This is a genomic window from Pseudomonas arsenicoxydans, assembly GCF_006438915.1.
In the GTDB taxonomy this organism is placed as follows: Bacteria; Pseudomonadota; Gammaproteobacteria; order Pseudomonadales; family Pseudomonadaceae; genus Aquipseudomonas; species Aquipseudomonas arsenicoxydans_A.
In genome coordinates, this window is the sequence record NZ_RCZE01000014.1 from 1 (window position 1) to 20,418 (window position 20,418).

The following is a 20,418-nucleotide window of genomic DNA, read 5'->3' on the forward strand; positions in this document are numbered from 1 at the left end:
CGTCTTGCGGATTGATCCGGATTTCAAGGTTGTCTTTAGAAACGTCGATGCCTGCGCAGGAAAACATAGCCAAACCCTCTTACACTCAAAGGTGAGAGCGCTCTGGCTGGGCACCACGCTTGTAACTGTTCGAGGTAGGCTCGTTCAACTGTTCGGGCTCAATAACCAGAGTGGAGGGGTGAATGGCAGCGTGAGCTCCCACACGTGCTTTTAAGCACTCCGGGCATTCAGCTTGCCACTCACCGCTCTCATCACCAGTCTAATTCCTGCGCAAGACACAAGCGGGCTTGCTCGCGAATGCGGTTTAACATTCAACATCAATGTTGACTGACCCGCCGCATTCGCGAGCAAGCCGCTCCCACATTTAGGTTTCAGTGTTAACGGGAGTGAGTTGTGCCAGATACGCCCACGGGTAGATGCCGCGTTCGTGGCCGTCGCTGAAGATCAGTTGCACGCCGTAGCCCTGGGCATTCAATTCGACCACACGGATGCGCGGATCAACCTTTACCGTCAGCCCTTGCAGCCGAAATGCCCGACATTGTGAACACGGGCACTGACGCCGCAGTTCTGCGTGATCGAGAAATTGCTCACGCCCATCCGACCAGTTCAATCGCAGTTGCTGCTTACCCTGAGAATTACCCACCGCCACCGGGTTCATTGCAGCTGACTCAAGGCAATGCGCACGGCTTTGCGCACTTCCGGGTCGCCGTCGTCTTGCGCGGCCTGCAAGGGGGCAATCGCGCCTTTATCGTTCAATTCGCCGAGGGCCAGCGCGGCTTCCTTGCGCAGGTTGCTGATGCGGTGGCCGAGGGTTTCAATCAGCGCTTCAAGTGCCGGGGCGAAGCGTAAACGCCCAAGGCTGCGGGTGGCGCGCAGGCGGACTTGCCAGTAATCGTCGCTCAAGGCTTCAACCAGTGCGGGGCCGGCATCCATGTGGCCGACTTTGCCCAATGTGGTCGCGGCTTCTTCGCGCACTTGCCAGGCGCCGTCTCGCAAAGCCTGGCGCAACGCCGGTAGCACTTGAGCATCGGAGGCCAGACCCAGGGCGCCAGTGGCGGCACGGCGGACTTCCGTGTCCGGGTCGGTGCTGGCCAATCTCGCCAACGCCGTCAACGCGTCGAGCTGTTTGAGCCAGCCGAGTACGCCCACCGCCTCGCGACGAACGCTGGCGTCTGCATCGTTCAACGCGGCTGAAGCGGCCGAGGCAGCATCCGGAAAGCGCAACTCACGCAACGCCCTGAACGCGGCAATGCGCACACTGGCCTCGGCATGCCCGGTCCACGGCAGAATCACCCGGCCCGCGGCTTCGCTTTTGAGCAAACTGAGGCTTTGCGCGGCCGCCGCTTGTACGGCCAACGATGGATCGGTCAGCGCCTGGCACAGCGCTTCCACCACGGCTTCCTCCTCCCAGGCTTCGAGCAAACGTGCGGCTTCGGCGCGGATTTCTTCGGTCGGATCTTCAGCCAGTCGATTGACCAGCCACAGCAAGCCGTCCGGTTCTTCAAGGTCGGCCAGTTCGATCAACGCGATACGGCGCACGCCGGGATCGTCATCGGTCAGGCGCGGTTGCAGGGCGAGGATGTCGTCGTTATCGGTTACATCGAATAGAAAGGTCATAGGGCAAATCGCGGCAGTTTGTTTTCAGGGGGCAGTCCGAGAGGGTTCAGGCGCGGAAGCTGCCGACCGTCTTCGTGACGCAGTAATTCGAGGCAATGGCGCTTCAAACGGGAAAACTCATGGCTCGTCACCAGCTCGGTGGTGCGTGGCCTGGGGAAGTCGAGGCGCAAATCTTCGATGATCCGGCCGGGGCGCGAGCTCATCACCAGCAGGCGATCGGCGAGGAACAACGCTTCGTCGATGTCATGGGTGACAAACACCACGGTGGTGCGAATCCGCGTCCAGATGTCCAGCAACAGTTCCTGCATGTTCAACCGGGTCAGTGCGTCGAGAGCACCGAAGGGTTCGTCCATCAGCAACAGGCGCGGGCGGTTTATCAGCACCCGGGCGATTTCCACCCGTTGCTGCATGCCACCGGAGAGCTGATCCGGCCAACGCTCGGCAAAACCTTCGAGGCCCACCAGGGCAAGGATTTCATCGGCGGCTGTGTGGCGTTCAGCCTTGCCGATGCCGCGCATCTTCAAGCCGAAAGCAATGTTGTCGCGCACGGTTCGCCACGGAAACAGCGTGTGGTGCTGGAACACCATGCCACGCTGCGGTGACGGGCCCGAGACCTGCGCACCATCGACTTTAAGGTGGCCAGAACGCGGTTGCAGGTGCCCCGCCAGCGCACCGAGCAAGGTCGATTTGCCGCAACCGGACGGCCCGAGAATGCACACGAACTGCCCCGCCTCAATCTGGCAATCCAGACCTTGCACGGCTTCGAAGGCGTGTGGCCCTTCACCTAGGACAATGGACAACTGGCGAATATCGATCCGCCCTTCCGGGATTTGCATGACACTCATCAGGCTTTTCCCCGTGGTCGGTGCCATGGCGTGAACAGTCCGCCAAGGCATTTGATCAGCAAGCTGCTGCCCATCCCGAGCACACCGATCAGCAACATGCCGACTACGATGTCGGCGTAGTTCTGAATGGTGTACGACTCCCAGGTGTAATAGCCGATGCCGTACTGGCCGGAGATCATTTCAGCCGTCACCAGGCAGAACCACGAGGTGCCCATGCCGATGGCGAGGCCGGTGATGATGCTGGGCGCGGCCCCAGGCAGGATCACTTCCAGCAGAATCGCCCGGCGCCCTGCCCCGAGGCTTTTGGCCGAGGCGATCAGGCGAGGGTCGACGCCTTCAACGCCGTGCACGGTGTTGAGCAGAATCGGGAACAGCGCGCCGGTGAAGGTGATGAAGACCATCGACAGTTCCGAAGACGGGAACATCAGGATCGCCAGCGGAATCCAGGCAACGGCGGGGATTGGGCGCAGGACTTCCAGTGGTGGCAGCAGCACGTCTTCAGCCCATTTCGAGCGGCCGACGGCCAGGCCCAGGGCGATGCCAATGATCAGTGCCGCGAGGTAACCGGCGAAGACCCGGCTGAGGCTGCTGCTCAGGTGCTGGGCGAGTTTGCCGGAATCGCCGAGGCCCAATGCGGCCTGGATGACGGCCAACGGGGTCGGGACGTTGGCGAAGGTGACCAGGCCGAGGTTCCAGTGACCACTGGCGGCGAGTTGCCAGAACAGCAGGCAGAGCAGCAGCGAAGCGGCTCGGGGGATCCAGCGTAAATATGATCCGTACACAATTCTTCCTCTCAACCCTGAACCCTTGTGGGAGCGGGCTTGCTCGCGAATGCGGTGGGTCAGGCGATATTGATGTCGACTGACACTCCGCCTTCGCGAGCAAGCCCGCTCCCACATTTGATCGCGGTGTGCTTGGGGTTAGCGGGCGGCGATGGCCTGGGTGGTGGCTTCGCTAAAGTCGAAGACTTTGCCGCCCTGGGCCGTGGCGAATTGTTGAGCCTGGCCTTTGAGCAGGAATGCGCTGAGCTGTCCTTTTGCATCACTGGCAAACCACGCCTGATCCGCCAGCAACTTGATCCCGCTGTCGCTGGCCTGCGCGTACACCGCGCGGATGTTTTTGCCTTCCGACTTCAAACCGGCCAACGCGGTGAAGGCCGCTTGCGCCGAGGCGTACTGCCGGACTTTCGGTTCGCCACGCACCCAGATTTCCGCGACATGGCTGAAATCGGTGATCGCCTGGCCACTCGACGCATCCACCGCCTTCAACGGCGTTTGCCCGTAGTTGGCCAGTTGTGCGGTGTAATCCAGATTCGATGCCTTGAACGCGGCACGGATGTATTGATCGTCGATAAAGGTATTCAGATCGAGACCACGATCAGCCTTCTTTAACAACTTGAGCGTATCGATCGCGGTGCCGACGGCCTGGCGGTATTCAGGTTTCCAGCTCAGGTCGCGGGTTTGCACACCCAGCGGGCCGTGGAACAGGTAATTGACCTCAGCGTCGACCCCGGTGACGTTGGCGATCAACTCGCTGTATTTCTCTGGTTCAGACGCGAGCAATTGATTGGCCTCGATGCTCGCCCGCAGATAGGCGACGACGATTTCCGGGTACTTCTTCGCGTACGCCTGATCCACCAACACCCCGTGGAAGGTCGGCGCGCCGGCCTGGGCACCGTCGTAAATCTTGCGGGCGAAACCGCGGCTAGGGAACAGTTCGGCGAACGGCACGAAGTCGGCGTGGGCGTCGATCTTCCCGGCCTGCAACGCCGAGCCTGCGACTTCTGGCGGCTGGGCGATGATGCTCACATCTTTGAGCGGGTCCCAACCCTGAGCGGCCACGGCGCGCAGCAACATGCCATGGGCGGTCGAAGCGAACGGTACGGAAATGGTCTTGCCCTTCAACTCTGCCAACGACTGCACGCCCGAAGCGCTCGGCACAACGATGCCGTTGCCGCTGCCCTTGGTGCTGCCCGAGAGCACGCTGATGAACAGGCTGTGCTTGCCGGCGGTTTCGAACGCCACGCCGTTGAACGCACCGGGGAAATCGGCCATGGCGCCGAAGTCGAGTTTGCCGGCGACCATTTCATTGGTCAGCGGTGCGCCGCTGGTGAAGTTTTTCCACTCCACTTCATATTTCGCGTCTTTGTATTGGCCGTCGTGGGGCAGGTATTTGTCGAGCAGGCCGAGCTCACGAATCAGCAATCCGCCGGCAGCGCAATTGATGGTGGTGTCCTGGGTGCCGATGGCAATGCGGATGGTTTCGGCGCTGGCCGACAGGGTGAATGAGGCCAGTACCAGACCGGCGAATGCTGCACGCAGCAATGTTGGCAAAGACATGGGTGTATCCCCTCGAATCATTTGTTGGATGTTCGTCTCCGCCACGATCAGGGCGTGGTGGGAAACGAGGGGTGGTTTGAAGCGGGCGTCCGGTGTTGCCGGATGGCTTGATGTTGTCTGTGGCGGCCTCATCGCGGGCAAGCCCGGCTCCCACAGGTTGCCTGGTGTACACAAAATTTGCGGTTGGCTTCGATCCATTGTGGGAGCGGGCTTGCTCGCGAAGGCGTCCTCTCTGTCAATGGAGATGCAAGCTGTGCCGGCCTCTTCGCGAGCAAGCCCGCTCCCACACTTGATTGCATTTCAACGGAGCAAATAAGGGATTTCAACTTTCACCGCCCCGGTCGGGCAGTCCTTTTCACAGGGCATGCAGTACCAACATTCGTCGAACGCCATGTAGGCTTTTTGCGTGGCCGGGTTGATGGCCAGCAGGTCCATCGGGCAGACGTCGACGCACACGGTGCAGCCTTTGTGGGCAATGCAAAGATCCTCGTCGACCGTGACCGGCGCGTTGGAGCGGAAGAAGATTTCCTGGGGTTGATAGGCCATCGGGCGGTCTCTCTTTTAGTGAAGCTCAGGCGGCAAAGGCACCGACCCGAAGCCGGTCGTAGGCCTGCATTTCTTCGGCATCGAGCGGGATGATGTAAGGCTCGACGGCTTTCTTGAAACTGGTCATCTGGCCGTCGTCGCCCTTCTTCAGGTGGCAATGGCAGAACCAGTCGCTGTCATTGCGTTGCGGGTGATCGACCCGATAGTGGTAAAGGCCCCAGCGACTTTCGGCGCGGAACAGCGAGGCACGGGCGGCCATTTCGGCGCAGTCGCGGATCATGCTGACTTCCATGGCGCGCATCAGTTCGTGGGCGTTATGGGCCTTGATCTGATCGAGGTCGCGCTGGATATCGCTGAAACGTTGCAGGCCGATCTGCATCTTCTTGGTCACTTTCGGCGGTTGCAGGTAGTCGTTCACAAAACGCCGCAGCTTGTACTCGACTTGCGCGGGCGGTAGGCCATGTTCGCGATCCAGTGGCGCGTAGACCCTCTGTTTTTCCGTTTCAATCTGTTCGGCATCGACCGCCGAGAACTCGCGCCCGGCCACGAAATCCGCCGCGTTGGTGCCGGCAAACCAGCCATAAGTAAACGCGCCGAGCATGTAGTTGTGCGGCACCGCCGCCATGTCACCGGCCGAATACAAGCCCTTGACCGAGGTTTCCGCCCGCTCGTTGACCCACACTCCCGACGCCGAATGCCCGCTGCAAAAGCCGATCTCGGAAATGTGCATCTCGACCATCTGCGTGCGGTAGTCGGTGCCGCGATTGGCGTGGAACTGGCCGCGACTCGGGCGCTCGTTGCTGTGCAGAATCTCTTCGATGTTCTGGATGGTTTCCTCGGCCAGGTGATCGAGTTTTAGGAACACCGGGCCGTTGCCGCTTTCGAGTTCCTGGTGGAACTCCCACATCATCTGGCCGCTCCAGTAGTCGCACTCGATGAAGCGTTCGCCCTTGTTGTTGGCGGTGTAGCCGCCCAAGGGTCCGGTGACGTAGGCGCAGGCCGGGCCGTTGTAATCCTTGATCAGCGGGTTGATCTGGAAGCATTCCAGGTTCGCCAGTTCGGCCCCGGCGTGATACGCCATGGCGTAACCGTCGCCGGCATTGGTCGGGTTTTCGTAGGTGCCCATCAGGTAGCCCGAAGACGGTAAACCCAGGCGCCCGGCGGCGCCGCAGCAGAGGATTACTGCTTTGGCCTTGATCACATGGAAGTCGGCGGTGCGGCAATCGAAGCCCATCACGCCGTTGACCGCGCCCTCTTCATCGGTCAGCAAACGGGTGCACACCAGTCGATTGGTGATGCTGACCCGCGCCCGTTTCAACTGGCGATACAAAACCTTTTTGATGTCGTGGCCTTCCGGCATCGGCAACACATACGCGCCCATGTGATGGACCTTTTTCACCGCGTAGTCGCCTGTTTCGTCCTTCTCGAACTTCACGCCCCAGCGGTCCAGTTGTGAGAGGGTTTCGAAGCTGTGGGTGGCGTAGGCGTATACCGCGGCCTGATTGACGATGCCGTCATTGGCGATGGTGATTTCCTTGGTGTACTGCTCCGGCGTCGAGTGGCCGGGGATGATCGCGTTGTTCAGGCCGTCCATGCCCATGCTGATCGCGCCGCTGCGCTTGACGTTGGCCTTGTCGATCAGCAACACACGCAGATCGCGGTTGCGTTCCTTGGCTTTGATCGCCGCCATCGGCCCTGCCGTGCCACCGCCGATCACGACGATGTCGTATTCCTGCTCAATAGTGTTTCGGCTCATGCCTGCGCCCCTTTTTGCCGGTCAATCCGCAGGCGGTACTGGAAGGCATCGCCACGGTAGTAAAGGTGTTCGAAGTCCACCGGCTGACCGCTGGCGTCGTGGGTCAGGCGCTCGATGCGCATGATCGGCGAGCCCGGTTCGACGTTAAGTGCCTGGGTCAGGTCGCTGTCGGCCAGTACCGCGTCGATGGCCAGGTCGGCGTGGCCGAGGGCGATGCCGCAGTCGTTTTCGAGGATCAGGAAGATGTCGCGGGTCACCAGATCAGCCTTCTCCAGCCGTTCGCCGATGGCTTTGGGCAGGTAGGTGATTTCCAGCGAGATCGGCTCGCGATTGATCAGCCGCACCCGTTTGATCTGGGCCACGGTTTCACCTTCGACGACCTGCAAGCGTTCGGCGACAAGTTTGTCGGCGGCGATGAATTTGAAGCTGCGAAGGCGGTTGATCACCTCGTAGCCGCGACCGGTCATGGACTCGGCCAGGCCTTGCAGGGTGCTGACGTTCTGGAAGGTTTTCGGTTTGGCGACGAAGGTGCCTTTGCCGTGAATCTTGAAGATTAGCCCTTCTTTTTGCAGATCGCCCAGCGCCTGGCGCACGGTGATGCGGCTGACTTTGAACAGCGCGCCGAGTTCGCTTTCGGAAGGCATCTGGCTGTCTTGCGGGTATTCACCGTCGAGGATGCGGGCGCGCAATACGTCCCGCAGTTGGGTGTGTAGCGGGACGCTACTGAGGGATAGAACGTTATCAGTCATGGAGGATCACTTGTTATAACGAGTTATGACGTGATCTTAGAGAGAGGGTACGGGAGTTGAGAAATACTGTTTGAGCATAAGGTTAGAGCTGAGTGAGGATGCGCACATTTCCGAAAGGCTGCGACAGCTTTGTGGCGAGGGAGCTTGCTCCCGCTCGGCTGCGCAGCAGTCGCAAAACCCGTGCAAGCAGTGAGTCTGGTGGAATGGGGTTGCAGATTTTGGGGCCGCTTCGCGACCCAGCGGGAGCAAGCTCCCTCGCCACAAAAGTAGACTCGATGAGCTGAGAAACTCAGTGGCGCTTGAGGATCTGGTCCATCACCCAGTCGGTTTTCAAGGCTTGCGCTGCCACTGCCGGGTGCTGCGCTTGGCCCCGAATGTGCGCGTTCATGCCCAGCACGTGATGCCACTGGATGTGCTCGTGATGGTCGATGTGCAGGCTGAGCTGTTCATCCGCTTGAAGCTGCACCGGGTGCTCGTCGAACACCGAAAAGCTGATCCGCCCCTGGCTGCCAATCACCTCGACCCGATCCTCGCGGCGATCCGCCACGAAGTTCCAGCAGCCCATGCCCGTCGCCCCCGAAGCAAAGCGCCAAGTGGCACTGACCGCATCTTCGGCAGCATACAGCCCGGCCTGTCGCGCGGTGAAACCTGCGACTTCGGTGATGTCGCCGAGCAGGTACTGGAACAGGTCCAACCCGTGGCTGGCAAGGTCAGCGAAGTAGCCGCCGCCGGCAATGCCCGGGTCCGTGCGCCAGTTATGCGCGCCGCCCAGATCGACGGGCGATGGGGCTTTGGTGAGGGTCCAGGTCAGGTGCCGGACCTCGCCGATCCGCCCCGCTTCCAGCCACTGGCGCACTTGCTGGAAGCGCGGCAGCGAGCGTCGGTAGTAGGAAACGAACAGGTGCAATCCGGCGTCGGCAAAGACCTGTTGCATCTCGCGGCTTTGCCCGGCATTCAGCGACATCGGTTTTTCAACGCAGCAATGTTTGCCGGCGGCGGCCACCATCAAGCTGTAGGCGTGGTGACTGTCGGGCGGCGTGGCGATGTACACCGCGTCCACCTCGGGATCGTTGATCAGTGCTTGCGCGTCGGTGTAGACCCGGGCGATGCCATGGCGCGTGGCGTAATCCGTCACCGCCTCCAGACGCCGCCCCATCACCGCCACCAACGCCGAACCGGGTACCTTGTAAAAGGCTGGCCCGCTCTTGCGCTCGGTAACGCTGCCACAACCGATCATGCCCCACCGCACCACGTCCATGTCCAACTCCTGCTGGTTAGCCGATGCGCAAGGCGCGCAGGTCCAGGCGACCGTCCTTGAGCGGCGGGCACCAATAGTAGCCGCCGGTGATCGGGCGACTGATGCGGTACAAACCGTCAGTGATGCCGTCTTCCAGGCCACTCATACGCCGCAGTTGCGCTTCGAAAGCGTCGAGGGAAAAACCGAACGCGAGGAACATCAGACCGGCGCGATCACCTTCGATCCATGGCATCGAGCGACGGACTACGAATGCCTCGGGGGCGAAGCTTTCCTGGGCGGTGCGTTTGACGTGGGCCGAGACTGGCGCGTCGTCGAGTTCTTCGTTGTCGCTCAAACGACGGCCCATGATGTTGTCCTTCTCATGGGACGGCATCGCGTGGAAGCCCTTGAGGTCATGCTGCCACTGCTGGATCGCGGCAAAGCTGCCACCGACCAGGCCGTCCGCGCCTTCGCTCAACAATGCGGCGGCGACAGCGGCGTCGTCGTGGGGGTTTTCGGTGCCGTCTTCGTAGCCGGTCAGGTCGTGGCCGGTCATGTGGCGGAAGGTTTCGTTCATCTGCACCATGCGCAGGGCCGGCGCCAGCGCGGCTTCGATGGCCTGGCTGCGGTTGAGCAACTCACCGCGATCAACGCCGTGCAACCAGCACCACAGTGCGTGTTGCGTCGACGGGTTATCGACGCCAACCCCGGTCAATGCCGGAAAGGCACGCAGGCCATTGACCTGTGCGTGCAACGCCTTGACCAGCGACTCGCCAAAACCGACGACAGCCGATTTCCCGTCCACCAGTTGCATCAAGTTATCGAGCGCGACCGGCAAGGCTTCGGCGGATTCGAGGGCGAAGAACATATGACGGGCTTGAGGCGGAACAGGGGTGGCGAGAATGCCCGGCTGGTAATAGCTCATATGAACTCCTTGAAATAGAGCACGGAGTTTAACCGGAGGATGAGGGTTTGTGTGGCTTCAGAGGCTATGAACCTGTGGTGACAGGGCTTTGCGGTTAGAGAACTCTGTGGCGAGGGGGCTTGCCCCCTCGCCACAGAAGCCCACTCGCCCAAAATAAATTAAACCTCGCTCGGGGTTTCGTGGCGGAACGCGCTGGGGCTCATGCCGGTCCAGCGTTTGAAGGCGCGGCGGAAGCTGCGCACATCGCTGTAGCCGACTTCTTCGGTGATGCGTTCGATGGACATGTCCGGGTTGGCCAGCAGGCTCATGGTACGGGCCTGGCGCACTTGTTCCAGCAGGGTTTCGAATGTCAGCGCGTGTTCGGTGAGGCGGCGGCGCAAGGTGCGGCTGCTCATGTTCAGGTCGCCGGCGATTTTCTCGATGTGGCTGCCCTCGGTCAGGTCCCGGGCAATCGCCCGTTCCACGGCCTGGATCAAGTCCATTTTCTGATGCACTTGTGCGGCTTCCAGCTCCAGCAATTTCACCGCCTGACGCAAGGCCAGAGAGTGGTGATTGGGCAAGTGAACATCCAGCCAATGCGCCGCGATCACCATGCGGTTTTGCAAGCATCCGAAGCGCACGTCCGGCCCCAGCACGCGCGAATACTCGCTGAGATAGTCCGGCGCAGCGTGCATGAACTCCACCGCCATCGGCTTGAAATCCGCCCCGACCAGTGCCCGGCCATACACCAGCAGACTGGCGAAAAACTCTTCGATCGCAAACAGCTGCACATCGGCGAACGGCAAGCGGCATTCGGCGTCGACAAACACCCGATCACCCGCCTCCTCCGCGCTCGAAACCACAATCCCGCCGGAGGTGTGCTGATGCCGAATGCCCAGTTCAAAGGCATCGCGCAGGGTCTTGCACAGCGACAACACATGCCCCAGCAACCCCAGCGTGCCGAGCACATTCTGCGCCCCGACCCACAAGCCCAGCCCCTGATTGGGCAAGGCTTTGAGCGCGCGCTGAATCATCGCCACGGCTTGGCGATAGGAAATCCGTTGCGCCGGGTCCTGAAGGTCTTCAAAGGTAAAGCCCAGCCCTCGGCACAGGCTGTCAGGGTCGATGCCTTTTTGCTCTGCGACTTCGGCCAGTGTTTGCAGGAGGAATGGCGACACCAGCGCCAGTTCAAAGGTGGGATCAATCACTTTCATTTGCATGTGGCTATACATTCCGGGGCGAACTGCATTCTTATTTTTGTTACCGGTTATGTCGACGGAAGTTAGCACAGGGTTCAAAGGCTGTCCGCAGAAGTCCCCCTAAATGGCCGCCAATACCCTGCCTTGCACGGCGCAGACAGCTTATTTCTATGTGGCGGCCCTCGTATGGACGCTGGAAAGCCCGCTAACAATAATAATGAGTACATCCATGATCCCGACCCGCACGAGATTTCCCCTATTGGTCATCAGTCTGGCCGGCGCCTGCGCCCTTCAACCGGCACTGGCCACCGAGGCTGGCGTGGACAACATCGGCCCCGGCACCGACGGTTTTTTCATGTTGCCGCTGTCGCCCGACAGCCTTCCGGACAACATGCTGGCGTTCAACCTCTACTACAACCACTACACCTCCACCGAGCTGAACATCAGTTCGCTCGGCGGCAAGGTGCCGGATGTCGATATCGAATCCACGGCCGTGATTCCACGCCTGGATTACCTCAGCCCGGTGCGGGTGTTTGGTGGGCGGTTGGCGGGCTACATCGCGCAGCCCTGGCTCAAGCAGGAAGTCTCGGTATTCGGCTTGCACGACACCCGCGAAGGCATGGGCGATACCACCGTCGCGCCGATCATTCTGTGGGACATGGGCCCGACCCTTACGCTGGGCGCCGCGCTGGAAATCACCGTGCCCACCGGCGAATACAGCGTCGATCGCCTGGCCAACACCAGCAACAACTTCTACACCTACAAACCGCTGTTCTCCTTCACCTGGCTACCGACGGAAAACACCGAGATGTCGGTGAAGACGACCTACAGCTTCAACGGCAAAAACAAAGACACCGATTACGAGTCGGGGCAGATTTTCCACTTCGACTATTCGGCCAGCTACAAAATCACCGACAACCTGATGTTCGGGTTGAACGGCTACTACCTCAAGCAAACCACCGACGACAAACAGTACGGCCACACCGTGCAATTCAATGGCCAGGACGTGAACGACGGGGTGCGCGGTCAGGTGTTTGCTATTGGTCCGGCGTTGCACTGGACCTTTCTTAAATACGCCAGTGCGGAGATTCGCTGGGCCAAGGAGTTTGATGTGGAGAACCGGCCTGAGGGGGAAATGCTGTGGGCCAAGGTCAGTATTCCGTATGCGTTTTGACTGAACTGACGCCTTCGCGAGCAAGCCCGCTCCCACATTTGACCGAGTCCTTTCAGGGGAATGCGGTTAAATGTGGGAGCGGGCTTGCTCGCGAAGGCGCCAGAACGAGCACCAAAAATCCTTCAGGAATACACCGGCCAGGTATCAACAATCCTCCCCCCTCGAACCGCCAGCAAATCCCCAAACTGCAACAACACCGACTCCGTCTGCGTAGGCCGCAAAAACACCTGGTCTTCTACTCCCAGCCCCACCGCCGCCGAGCCATTGACCATTTCCTGATTCGAGCTGCGGCCATACACCCCGTTACTCTGCAACCCCGGCGGCGATTCGAACTCCGCCATCCAGTTACCGCCATAGATGAAAAACGTCTCGCGTTGATTGGTGTCCCACCACGAAAACAGCCGGGACTTGTCATCCAGCGCCGGAATGTTCACCGCACCCGTGCTCTTCAACACCGGGGTAGCGATGTAAGCCGCCGGCACATGTTCCACCAGCGACGGCAAATCATAGTGCGTCGGCTTGAGCATCGCCGTCCCCACCGAGACTTCACTGCTGAGCTGTTCATGCTCATGCATGCGATAACTCGGGCTGCCAGCGGTGTTGAGGGTCAGCCCTTCATGCCACAGTCCGGGATATTGCTGACGCGTGAAGTCGACGCAGCGGTTGTAAATCACCATCACCTTGGCGAACAGGTCTTCGGGCGAGCCCAGTATCCCCGGCACGCCCATACCCACGAACGGGTCGTAGCCCATGAACCCGGAGAACTCCAGGTGTTGAGGATTTTTGCTGATCAGCGCCAGCATCGGCCCAAGCACAGCCGCATCGCTGACACCACCGCGATGCAGCCCGACATCCAGCTCGATATTCACGCGCAATCGCGTACCCAATCCCTGTGCCAGCGCCAGGTATTGCTGAACTCGTTCAGGCGTATCGAGCAGCCATTGCAATTGCTTCGACGGATCGAACGGCCCTTTATGCGACTGATAAAACAACTCGGCCGAACGCACCGGCAGCGGCTTGCCCAACAGAATGTCTGACTCGGGAAACAGCAGCGCATCATGATTCAGAAACGGCTGATGAAACGACATCAAGCGCTGTGTACCCGCGCGCTTGGCGATGTAGGTCAGCAGCCCCGGCGCCGGCAGTGATTTCTCTACCAGGCGCAGGTGCTTGCCGCCGCGTTTGACCGACAACATCACCACATCGATGTTGTGATCCAGCCGGTCAAGATCGATCAACATCACCGGCCGCATCGGCCCGTGTTCCTTGAGTTCGCTGTTCAGCGTATGGAAATAATCGCTGTACGGCGCGCCTCGATCACCGGGCCGCAACCAGGCGCCAACACCCGCCAACAACACGCCGACACCGGCGGTTCCCATCAGAAAATTGCGTCGATTGACCGCCATCAGTTCACCCCCAGAATCGACGACAAGTGTGCATTGAGAAACTTGCCACTGGGGTCGAGCGCCTGCCGGATCTGGATAAATTCCTGCCAGCGCGGGTAAAGCGGTTGCAGGTTTTTCGCGTTGAGCGTGTGCAACTTGCCCCAATGCGGCCGGCCGTTGTACTTCCAGAAAATCGGCTCGACGGCGGCGAAGAAATTGTGATGGTCCATCTGATAATGCTGGTGGACCGAGATCGAGCAACTGTCCCGGCCTTCAAACATGCTAAGGGGAATGTCGTCGGCCTTGACGTAGCGGTACTCAATCGGAAACCAGGTGCGCAGGTCCTTGTCCTGAATCAGCTTGAGGATTTCGCGCAGGCACGCCGGGCCATGTTCAGCCGGCACCGAATATTCCATTTCGTTGAAGCGCACCGTGCGCACGTTGGCGTAGATGTCGAACGAGTCACCCACCCGGTCATCAAAACTGGCGAGGTGGCGCAGGTTGTTGAGCAAGGTGCGGCGCAGGTCCGGGAAGTCGCTGCCGTACTTGTCGATTTTCTCGATCAAGGTGACGAATTCATTACCGCCCTCCTCGTCTGCCGGAATCGGCGGTGTCGCCGGGTCGGTGGTTTCGTTGAGGGCGATCGACAAGGCGTAGTCGGAATGGGTCACCACGAGCATTTCCCAGTGCTGGTTTTCCCGGGTGTTCTTGTCGAGGTCTTCCAGCAACTCTTCGGTCTTGGCGATCCACTGGCGTTCTCTCAAGCGATACGCCGGGCGGTTTTGCAGGCGGATTTTCGTCGCCACCCCAAGCGCGCCGAGGGACACCCGCGCCGCGCTGAACACCTCAGGATGTCGTGTGCTGTCGCAGTCCAGCACCTCGCCCGTGGCGGTGACCAATTGCAGGCCGCAGACGTGGGCGGAATAGGACTGGAAGTTCTTGCCGGTGCCGTGGGTCGACGTGGAGATCGCGCCGGCGAGGGTCTGGTAATCGATATCGGCCATGTTTTGCAGGGCCTGGCCGATGTCCTTGAGCGGTGTGCCCATGCGCGACATCGGCGTGCCGGCGGCGAACTCGGCTTGCAGGGTTTTCGCGTCGTGATCGAGCAACCCGGTGAAATAGCTCAGCGACAGCAACGTGCCGTCAGTGGGCACCAGCGCGCTGAAGGAATGCGCCGAACCCACCGGGCGAATCTTGCCTGGGGCCTGGCGCACTACTTGCGTCAGTTCATCCAGATTCTTCGGCGCCAACCGATCTGCTGGCAGGCAACTCTGGCCTCCCGACCAGTTACGCCAGGGGATCAGCCGTGGCGCGCGCAGCAGTTCGGCCAGCGCCGGTGTGGAGCCGAGCGCAGTAAAGGCGCCAATGACACTCACCCGTTGCAACAACTGACGCCGTGTTAAGTCCATCGTCATGAATCGCACCCTGTCGTTCTTATTGTGGGATGTGCTGGCCGGACATGAAGCTGATCAGCGCCAGGAACTGTTCCTCTGAACACTGCACGCACTGGCCCATCGGCGGCATGCCGTTGTAGCCGTTGATCGCGTGATCGAGCAGCGTGTCGGCGCCTTGCATGACCCGGGGTTCCCAGGCTTTGGTGTCACCAGTCAGTGGCGCCCCGGCGGCCGGGTTGGCGTGGCAGAGCTTGCAACTGTTGTCGTAGACCTGCGCCAGCTCGGTATCGGCGGGCCTGGCAGTGGCCGCGTCAGTGCGCGTCGCTGGGGTTTTCGGCTCCTCGCCACACCCCGCAAGCAACACCGTGAATCCCACCAGGGCAAAACAGAGGCTAGGCTTTTCACTGAATCGGCGTGCCCGCATGGCGTTCCTCTCTTGGGGTGCCCGGTCAGCCGGGTGCACCGTTTATTGTTGTGATCAAGGAGAACCCAACACTAAGGCACCCGGCGCGGGCGGGTTGAGGGCATTGGGGGCCAACAAGGGGGGCTTCTGAGGCCATGACCGATGCACCGTGAAATCCCCGCGCCATCACCCACCGGTACAAAACCCTGAGATGAGTCATGACAAGCGAGGCCGAGGTCTGCTAAAACGATTCATCAGTGCATGACCCAATCCAGAGGGGGACGCGACATGACCACAGCCAACATTCTCGACAACCTGTTTCCGAGCCTCGCCGACATCCCGGAAAAGTACCGCCTCGACGGCCAGACCGAGCAGCGCGAGTACCTGGTCGATGGCGAATTGAAAACCTGGGACGGGCCGCTCGCCCAAGTCCGCAGCCCGGTGTACCTGACCGGCGCAAATGGCGACGAGCAAGTGATCCTCGGCAGCACGCCGCTGCTGGACGCTGACACTGCACTGACCGCGCTGGACGCCGCCGTCCGTGCTTATGACCGTGGTCAGGGCTTGTGGCCGACCATGCGCGTGGCCGAGCGCATCCAGCACGTCGAAGCCTTTCTCGGTCGCATGCGTCAACAGCGTGAGGCGGTGGTCAAGTTACTGATGTGGGAGATCGGCAAAAACCTCAAGGACTCGGAGAAAGAGTTCGACCGCACCTGCGATTACATCGTCGACACCATCAATGCCTTGAAGGAACTCGACCGTCGCTCCAGCCGCTTCGAGCTGGAACAGGACACTCTCGGCCAGATTCGTCGCGTTCCGCTCGGCGTTGCCCTGTGCATGGGCCCCTACAACTACCCGTTGAACGAAACCTTCACCACGCTGATTCCGGCGCTGATCATGGGCAACACCGTGGTGTTCAAGCCGGCCAAACTCGGCGTGCTGTTGATTCGTCCGCTGCTGGAAGCGTTCCGCGACAGCTTCCCGGCCGGGGTGATCAACGTGATCTACGGCAGCGGCCGCGAGACCGTCAGCGCGCTGATGGCCAGCGGCAAGATCGACATCTTCGCGTTTATCGGCACCAACAAAGCCGCCAGCGACCTGAAAAAACTGCACCCAAAACCTCACCGTTTGCGTGCGGCGCTGGGCCTTGATGCGAAAAACCCCGGCATCGTCTTGCCCGAGGTGGACTTGGACAACGCGGTGAGCGAAGCGGTGACCGGCTCGCTGTCGTTCAACGGCCAGCGCTGCACCGCATTGAAAATTCTCTTCGTGCATGAAGACGTGGTCGAAGCGTTCATCGAGAAATTCAATGCCAAACTCGCCAGCCTCAAACCCGGCATGCCGTGGGACAGCGGCGTGGCACTGACCCCGCTGCCGGAGTCGGGCAAGGTCGATTACCTGCATTCGCTGGTGGCCGATGCCGAAAGCAAAGGCGCCAAGGTGGTCAACCCCAACGGCGGCGTGGCCCGAGCCTCGTTCTTCTACCCGGCGGTACTGTATCCAGTGACCACGCAGATGCGCGTTTATCAGGAAGAACAGTTCGGACCGGTCATCCCGATCGTGCCGTATCGCCATCTGGACACGGTGATCGACTACGTTCTGGAATCGGACTTCGGCCAGCAGTTGAGTATTTTCGGCACCAACCCGGTGGCGGTCGGCCGGCTGGTGGACACATTCGCCAATCAGGTCGGGCGCATCAACCTCAACGCCCAATGCCAGCGCGGTCCGGACACCTTCCCGTTCAACGGCCGCAAGAACTCGGCCGAGGGCACGTTGTCGGTGCATGATGCGTTGCGGGTGTTTTCGATCCGTACGTTGGTCGCCACCAAATTCCAGGAATCCAACAAGGACCTTATCAGCGAGATCATCAGTGGACGCAGTTCGAGCTTCCTGACCACCGATTACATTTTCTGAGGACACCGAGCCTGAGTACCTTCAGCCATCGACTGCCACTGCTGCGCCGACTGCTGCGTCCGTTACTGGACCCGTACCGGCGCTATCGCCACGCCAGACTGATCCACGCGGTGCGGGTTTCGCTTGGGTTGCTGGCGACGATCCTGCTGACCACCGGCATCCATTTACCGCACGGGGAATGGGCGTCGGTGACCATGTTGGTGGTGATTGGTGGCTTGCAACACCACGGCAACATCGGCAAAAAAGCCACCGAGCGGGCCATTGGTACGTTGATCGGGGCTGGCGTCGGTCTGCTGCTGGTCGCGCAACAGGCCTGGCTCGGCATGCCGTGGCTGACCTATTTCGCCATGTCGGTGGTGTGCGGGTTTTTCTCGTATCACGCCATTGGCAAGGGTGGTTACACCGCGCTGCTGGCGGCCATCACCGTGTTTATCGTCGCGGGGCATGGCGACAACCCGGTCACGGATGGCCTGTGGCGCGGGGTGGATATTTTGATCGGCATTGCGCTGGCGCTGGCGTTTTCCTTCGCGTTGCCGCTGTACGCGGTGTTTTCCTGGCGCTACAACCTGGCCGATGCGCTACGCGATTGCGCGACGATCTATGGGCGCATCATCAATGGCCAGCCGGTCAGCGATGACGATCACCTCAAACTCATGGGGCGCCTGAATTCGGTGATGGTGCAATTGCGCTCGCTGATGCCGTCGGTGTCAAAGGAAGTGAAAATCTCCATGACCGAACTGGATGCCATTCAGCGCAATTTGCGCATGTGCGTCAGCACCCTGGAAATCCTCGCTAACACTCGCCCGGACGCCAGCGATAGGAATGCCATGGCTCAGCTGCAATCGGCGATGACGGCGGAACATCGGCTAATCCGCGTGCAACTGATCGGGATGGCGCGGGCGCTGAAAACCGGTGCGTCGCAACGGCTGAGCCGGCCCGTCGACCTGCCGCCCGCTTCAAGTCTCGAAGCGCCGGTCTACAGCCCGCTCGACGGTTATCGGCTGCTGACCCGACAGTTCGCCGCCAACATCAGCGAGATGCGCCAGCGACTGGCCAGGACCGCGCCGCGCTGGAACATCTGACACTTACTGTGCCGCCAGCTTGCGCGATTTGAAGCCCCAACCCTGTTGCATACCCGCGGCGGCCAGCAGAATTGCCGCGACGCCGAGCCATTGCAGCGGTTCCAGGCGATGGCCGAAGGCAAACCAGTCAACAAAAATCGCCGCAATCGGGTAGATGAACGACAACGCCCCGGTCAGTGCCGTCGGCAGTTTCTGAATCGCGCCATACAACAACACATACATCACACCGGTGTGGACGATGCCCAGCGTGATCAGGCTGACCCAGGCACTCGGTGCCTGCGGCAGCGCCGAAAAGTGCGCGAACGGTGCGAGCAACAGCACCCCGGTGCAGACTTGGACCAACGCGATCAGATGCGGCGGCGTACCGGTCAGGCGCTTGATGATCAGCGCGGCAATTGCGTAAAGGAAGGCTGCACCCAGCGCCAGCCCGATCCCCATCAGGTAATCATTACCGCTCTCGCCCTGCCCGCCATGCGCGCTGACAATCGCCAGCATCCCGAGAAAGGAAATGCCCAGCCAGAACAGTTTCTGCAGGGTGATCTTTTCGTTGAGGAATAAGGCGGCCAGCCCCACCAGCATGAACGGCTGCACGTTGTAGACCGCCGTGCCAATGGCAATCGAGGCGCGTGAATAGGACGCGAACAACAGCACCCAGTTGCCGACAATCGCCACGCCGCTGAGCACCGCCAGCAGGAAGGTGGTACGGGTCAGAATGCCGGGACGGAGGAAGCCGAACGCCGCGCAAATCAGCAACAAGGTGCCGGCCCCGAACAGGCAGCGCCAGAACACCACGTCCAGCACCGGTTGCCCCGACACCAGCACGAACCAGCCGATGGTTCCGGAGATCAGCATGGCGGCGCTCATCTCGAATGAGCCGCGACGTATTGATGTGTCCATCTTCAGACTCCTGTGTTTGAGCGCAAAGTATGCCAATCCAACCGGGAGCTTCTCCAGCGCAATAAGCAGGCTAAACTCGGTTTCTGCCTTTTTTATCAAGGCGTTTTCTATTTATTGCCTTACAGGGGTTTCGCCATGACCGACGACATCGACCAAGTGCTGATCAGCGCCTTGATGGAAGACTCACGGCGCTCGCTCAAGGCGCTGGCACACCTGAGCGGCTTGTCCTCGCCAAGTGTCGCCGAGCGTTTGCGCCGCCTCGAAGAACGCGGCGTGCTCAAGGGCTACACCGTGGAGATCGACCCGAAGTGCTTTGGCTATCAACTCCAGGCCATCGTGCGAATTCGTCCGTTGCCGGGTCAGTTGCAGGAAGTTGAGCGGCAGATCCAGGCCATTCCCGAATTCACCGAGTGCGACAAAGTCACGGGCGACGACTGCTTCATTGCGCGCCTGCATGTGCGCTCGATGGAACAACTGGACACCCTGCTCGACCGCCTCAATACCCACGCCGAAACGAACACAGCAATCGTCAAGAAGACTCCGGTCAAACGCCGGTTGCCGCCGATGGCATGAGTGATGTTTGTACGACACTGGCGTAGATTGAGGGTTTTCCGGCGAAGGATTGGCGGTCTATGAAAACTCAGGCAATGCTGCTGGCGGTGCTGTTGCTGGCGGGCTGTGGCACGATTCAAACGGTGGTGCGCGGCGACAAAGTGACGGCCAAAAGCCTCAACGAGCAGAAAAGCTATTGCGGTGCAGTTCCGCGAATTTACAGCGGCGTGACCTACGATTTCTGCAGCCTGAACGCCCCCCTGAAGAACGGCCTGGATGCGCAAACCTACACTGCCGAGCCTGGTTGGGTGCTGATCGATGCGGTCATGTCCGGCGCGCTCGACACCTTGTTGCTCCCCTACACCATTTACCGCCAACACGCCGACGGCAGCATTGCCATCAACTGAATGACTTGAATTTCAGTC

Annotated in this window: 20 protein-coding genes; 5 read left to right on the forward strand and 15 right to left on the reverse strand. The window is 60.5% G+C overall.

Annotation, left to right across the window (positions count from 1 at the left end):
• Window positions 1–364 precede the first annotated feature (364 nt).
• The 11 genes from EAH78_RS25500 to EAH78_RS25555 all read right to left on the reverse strand — a co-directional run bounded on the left by EAH78_RS25500 (window position 365) and on the right by EAH78_RS25555 (window position 11,213).
• On the reverse strand, window positions 365–658 hold the full coding sequence (locus EAH78_RS25500) for a DUF971 domain-containing protein (protein WP_140670155.1): 294 nt from the start codon (window positions 656–658) through the stop codon (window positions 365–367).
• Complete coding sequence (locus tag EAH78_RS25505; protein ID WP_140670157.1) at window positions 655–1,617, reverse strand: HEAT repeat domain-containing protein; 963 nt, start codon at window positions 1,615–1,617, stop codon at window positions 655–657. The genes EAH78_RS25500 and EAH78_RS25505 overlap by 4 nt, the downstream gene beginning before the upstream one ends.
• The gene (locus tag EAH78_RS25510) at window positions 1,614–2,462 is read right to left on the reverse strand and encodes an ABC transporter ATP-binding protein (RefSeq protein ID WP_140670159.1); all 849 of its coding nucleotides are present in this window, start codon (window positions 2,460–2,462) and stop codon (window positions 1,614–1,616) included. Before EAH78_RS25510 ends, EAH78_RS25505 begins: the two co-directional genes overlap by 4 nt.
• On the reverse strand, window positions 2,462–3,244 hold the full coding sequence (locus EAH78_RS25515; protein WP_140670161.1) for an ABC transporter permease: 783 nt from the start codon (window positions 3,242–3,244) through the stop codon (window positions 2,462–2,464). The genes EAH78_RS25510 and EAH78_RS25515 overlap by 1 nt, the downstream gene beginning before the upstream one ends.
• Before the next feature lie 138 nt (window positions 3,245–3,382).
• Window positions 3,383–4,801 carry an ABC transporter substrate-binding protein gene (locus EAH78_RS25525; RefSeq protein WP_170219170.1) on the reverse strand — a complete coding sequence of 473 codons (1,419 nt, stop codon included), beginning with the start codon at window positions 4,799–4,801 and terminating at the stop codon, window positions 3,383–3,385.
• Between the two features lie 300 nt (window positions 4,802–5,101).
• On the reverse strand, window positions 5,102–5,347 hold the full coding sequence (locus tag EAH78_RS25530) for a 4Fe-4S dicluster domain-containing protein (RefSeq protein WP_007946457.1): 246 nt from the start codon (window positions 5,345–5,347) through the stop codon (window positions 5,102–5,104).
• Between the two features lie 25 nt (window positions 5,348–5,372).
• Window positions 5,373–7,103: a fumarate reductase/succinate dehydrogenase flavoprotein subunit gene (locus EAH78_RS25535; RefSeq protein WP_140670163.1), complete on the reverse strand. Its 1,731-nt coding sequence runs from the start codon at window positions 7,101–7,103 to the stop codon at window positions 5,373–5,375.
• On the reverse strand, window positions 7,100–7,852 hold the full coding sequence (locus tag EAH78_RS25540) for a GntR family transcriptional regulator (protein ID WP_140670165.1): 753 nt from the start codon (window positions 7,850–7,852) through the stop codon (window positions 7,100–7,102). Before EAH78_RS25540 ends, EAH78_RS25535 begins: the two co-directional genes overlap by 4 nt.
• A 289-nt stretch (window positions 7,853–8,141) precedes the next feature.
• Window positions 8,142–9,110, reverse strand: coding sequence for a Gfo/Idh/MocA family protein (locus EAH78_RS25545; RefSeq protein ID WP_140670167.1), 969 nt, complete (start codon window positions 9,108–9,110; stop codon window positions 8,142–8,144).
• Window positions 9,111–9,126: 16 nt separating this feature from the next.
• Entirely contained in the window at window positions 9,127–10,014 is an 888-nt protein-coding gene (locus tag EAH78_RS25550) for a Dyp-type peroxidase (RefSeq protein ID WP_140670168.1), read from the reverse strand.
• Window positions 10,015–10,172: 158 nt separating this feature from the next.
• Window positions 10,173–11,213, reverse strand: coding sequence for an AraC family transcriptional regulator (locus EAH78_RS25555; protein WP_140670169.1), 1,041 nt, complete (start codon window positions 11,211–11,213; stop codon window positions 10,173–10,175).
• 208 nt (window positions 11,214–11,421) lie between these two features.
• On the opposite strand from EAH78_RS25555, the gene EAH78_RS25560 reads away from it, so the two are divergent.
• Window positions 11,422–12,366 (forward strand): SphA family protein, encoded by a 945-nt coding sequence (locus tag EAH78_RS25560; protein WP_140670171.1) that lies wholly within the window; start codon window positions 11,422–11,424, stop codon window positions 12,364–12,366.
• 122 nt (window positions 12,367–12,488) lie between these two features.
• Here the strand turns inward: EAH78_RS25560 and EAH78_RS25565 are convergent, their stop codons facing one another.
• The 3 genes from EAH78_RS25565 to EAH78_RS25575 form a co-directional block, all read right to left on the reverse strand.
• Complete coding sequence (locus EAH78_RS25565; protein WP_170219173.1) at window positions 12,489–13,697, reverse strand: DSD1 family PLP-dependent enzyme; 1,209 nt, start codon at window positions 13,695–13,697, stop codon at window positions 12,489–12,491.
• A 74-nt stretch (window positions 13,698–13,771) separates the two neighbouring features.
• Window positions 13,772–15,166: a D-arabinono-1,4-lactone oxidase gene (locus tag EAH78_RS25570; protein ID WP_140670176.1), complete on the reverse strand. Its 1,395-nt coding sequence runs from the start codon at window positions 15,164–15,166 to the stop codon at window positions 13,772–13,774.
• A 19-nt stretch (window positions 15,167–15,185) separates the two neighbouring features.
• Window positions 15,186–15,569 carry a c-type cytochrome gene (locus EAH78_RS25575; protein WP_140670178.1) on the reverse strand — a complete coding sequence of 128 codons (384 nt, stop codon included), beginning with the start codon at window positions 15,567–15,569 and terminating at the stop codon, window positions 15,186–15,188.
• 267 nt (window positions 15,570–15,836) lie between these two features.
• On the opposite strand from EAH78_RS25575, the gene EAH78_RS25580 reads away from it, so the two are divergent.
• Entirely contained in the window at window positions 15,837–17,462 is a 1,626-nt protein-coding gene (locus tag EAH78_RS25580; protein ID WP_140670180.1) for an NADP-dependent glyceraldehyde-3-phosphate dehydrogenase, read from the forward strand.
• A 38-nt stretch (window positions 17,463–17,500) separates the two neighbouring features.
• Complete coding sequence (locus EAH78_RS25585; RefSeq protein WP_140670182.1) at window positions 17,501–18,544, forward strand: FUSC family protein; 1,044 nt, start codon at window positions 17,501–17,503, stop codon at window positions 18,542–18,544.
• 3 nt (window positions 18,545–18,547) lie between these two features.
• On the opposite strand, the gene EAH78_RS25590 is transcribed toward EAH78_RS25585, so the two are convergent.
• Window positions 18,548–19,441 (reverse strand): DMT family transporter, encoded by an 894-nt coding sequence (locus EAH78_RS25590; protein WP_140670184.1) that lies wholly within the window; start codon window positions 19,439–19,441, stop codon window positions 18,548–18,550.
• Window positions 19,442–19,576: 135 nt separating this feature from the next.
• Here EAH78_RS25590 and EAH78_RS25595 point away from each other — a divergent pair, with 135 nt between their 5' ends.
• Together EAH78_RS25595 and EAH78_RS25600 are read left to right on the forward strand one after the other, a co-directional pair.
• A complete protein-coding gene (locus tag EAH78_RS25595; protein WP_059182827.1) occupies window positions 19,577–20,014 on the forward strand; it encodes an Lrp/AsnC family transcriptional regulator in 438 nt (145 codons plus the stop codon).
• A gap of 59 nt (window positions 20,015–20,073) precedes the next feature.
• Window positions 20,074–20,400 (forward strand): YceK/YidQ family lipoprotein, encoded by a 327-nt coding sequence (locus EAH78_RS25600; RefSeq protein WP_140670186.1) that lies wholly within the window; start codon window positions 20,074–20,076, stop codon window positions 20,398–20,400.
• The last annotated feature ends 18 nt before the right edge of the window (window positions 20,401–20,418 follow it).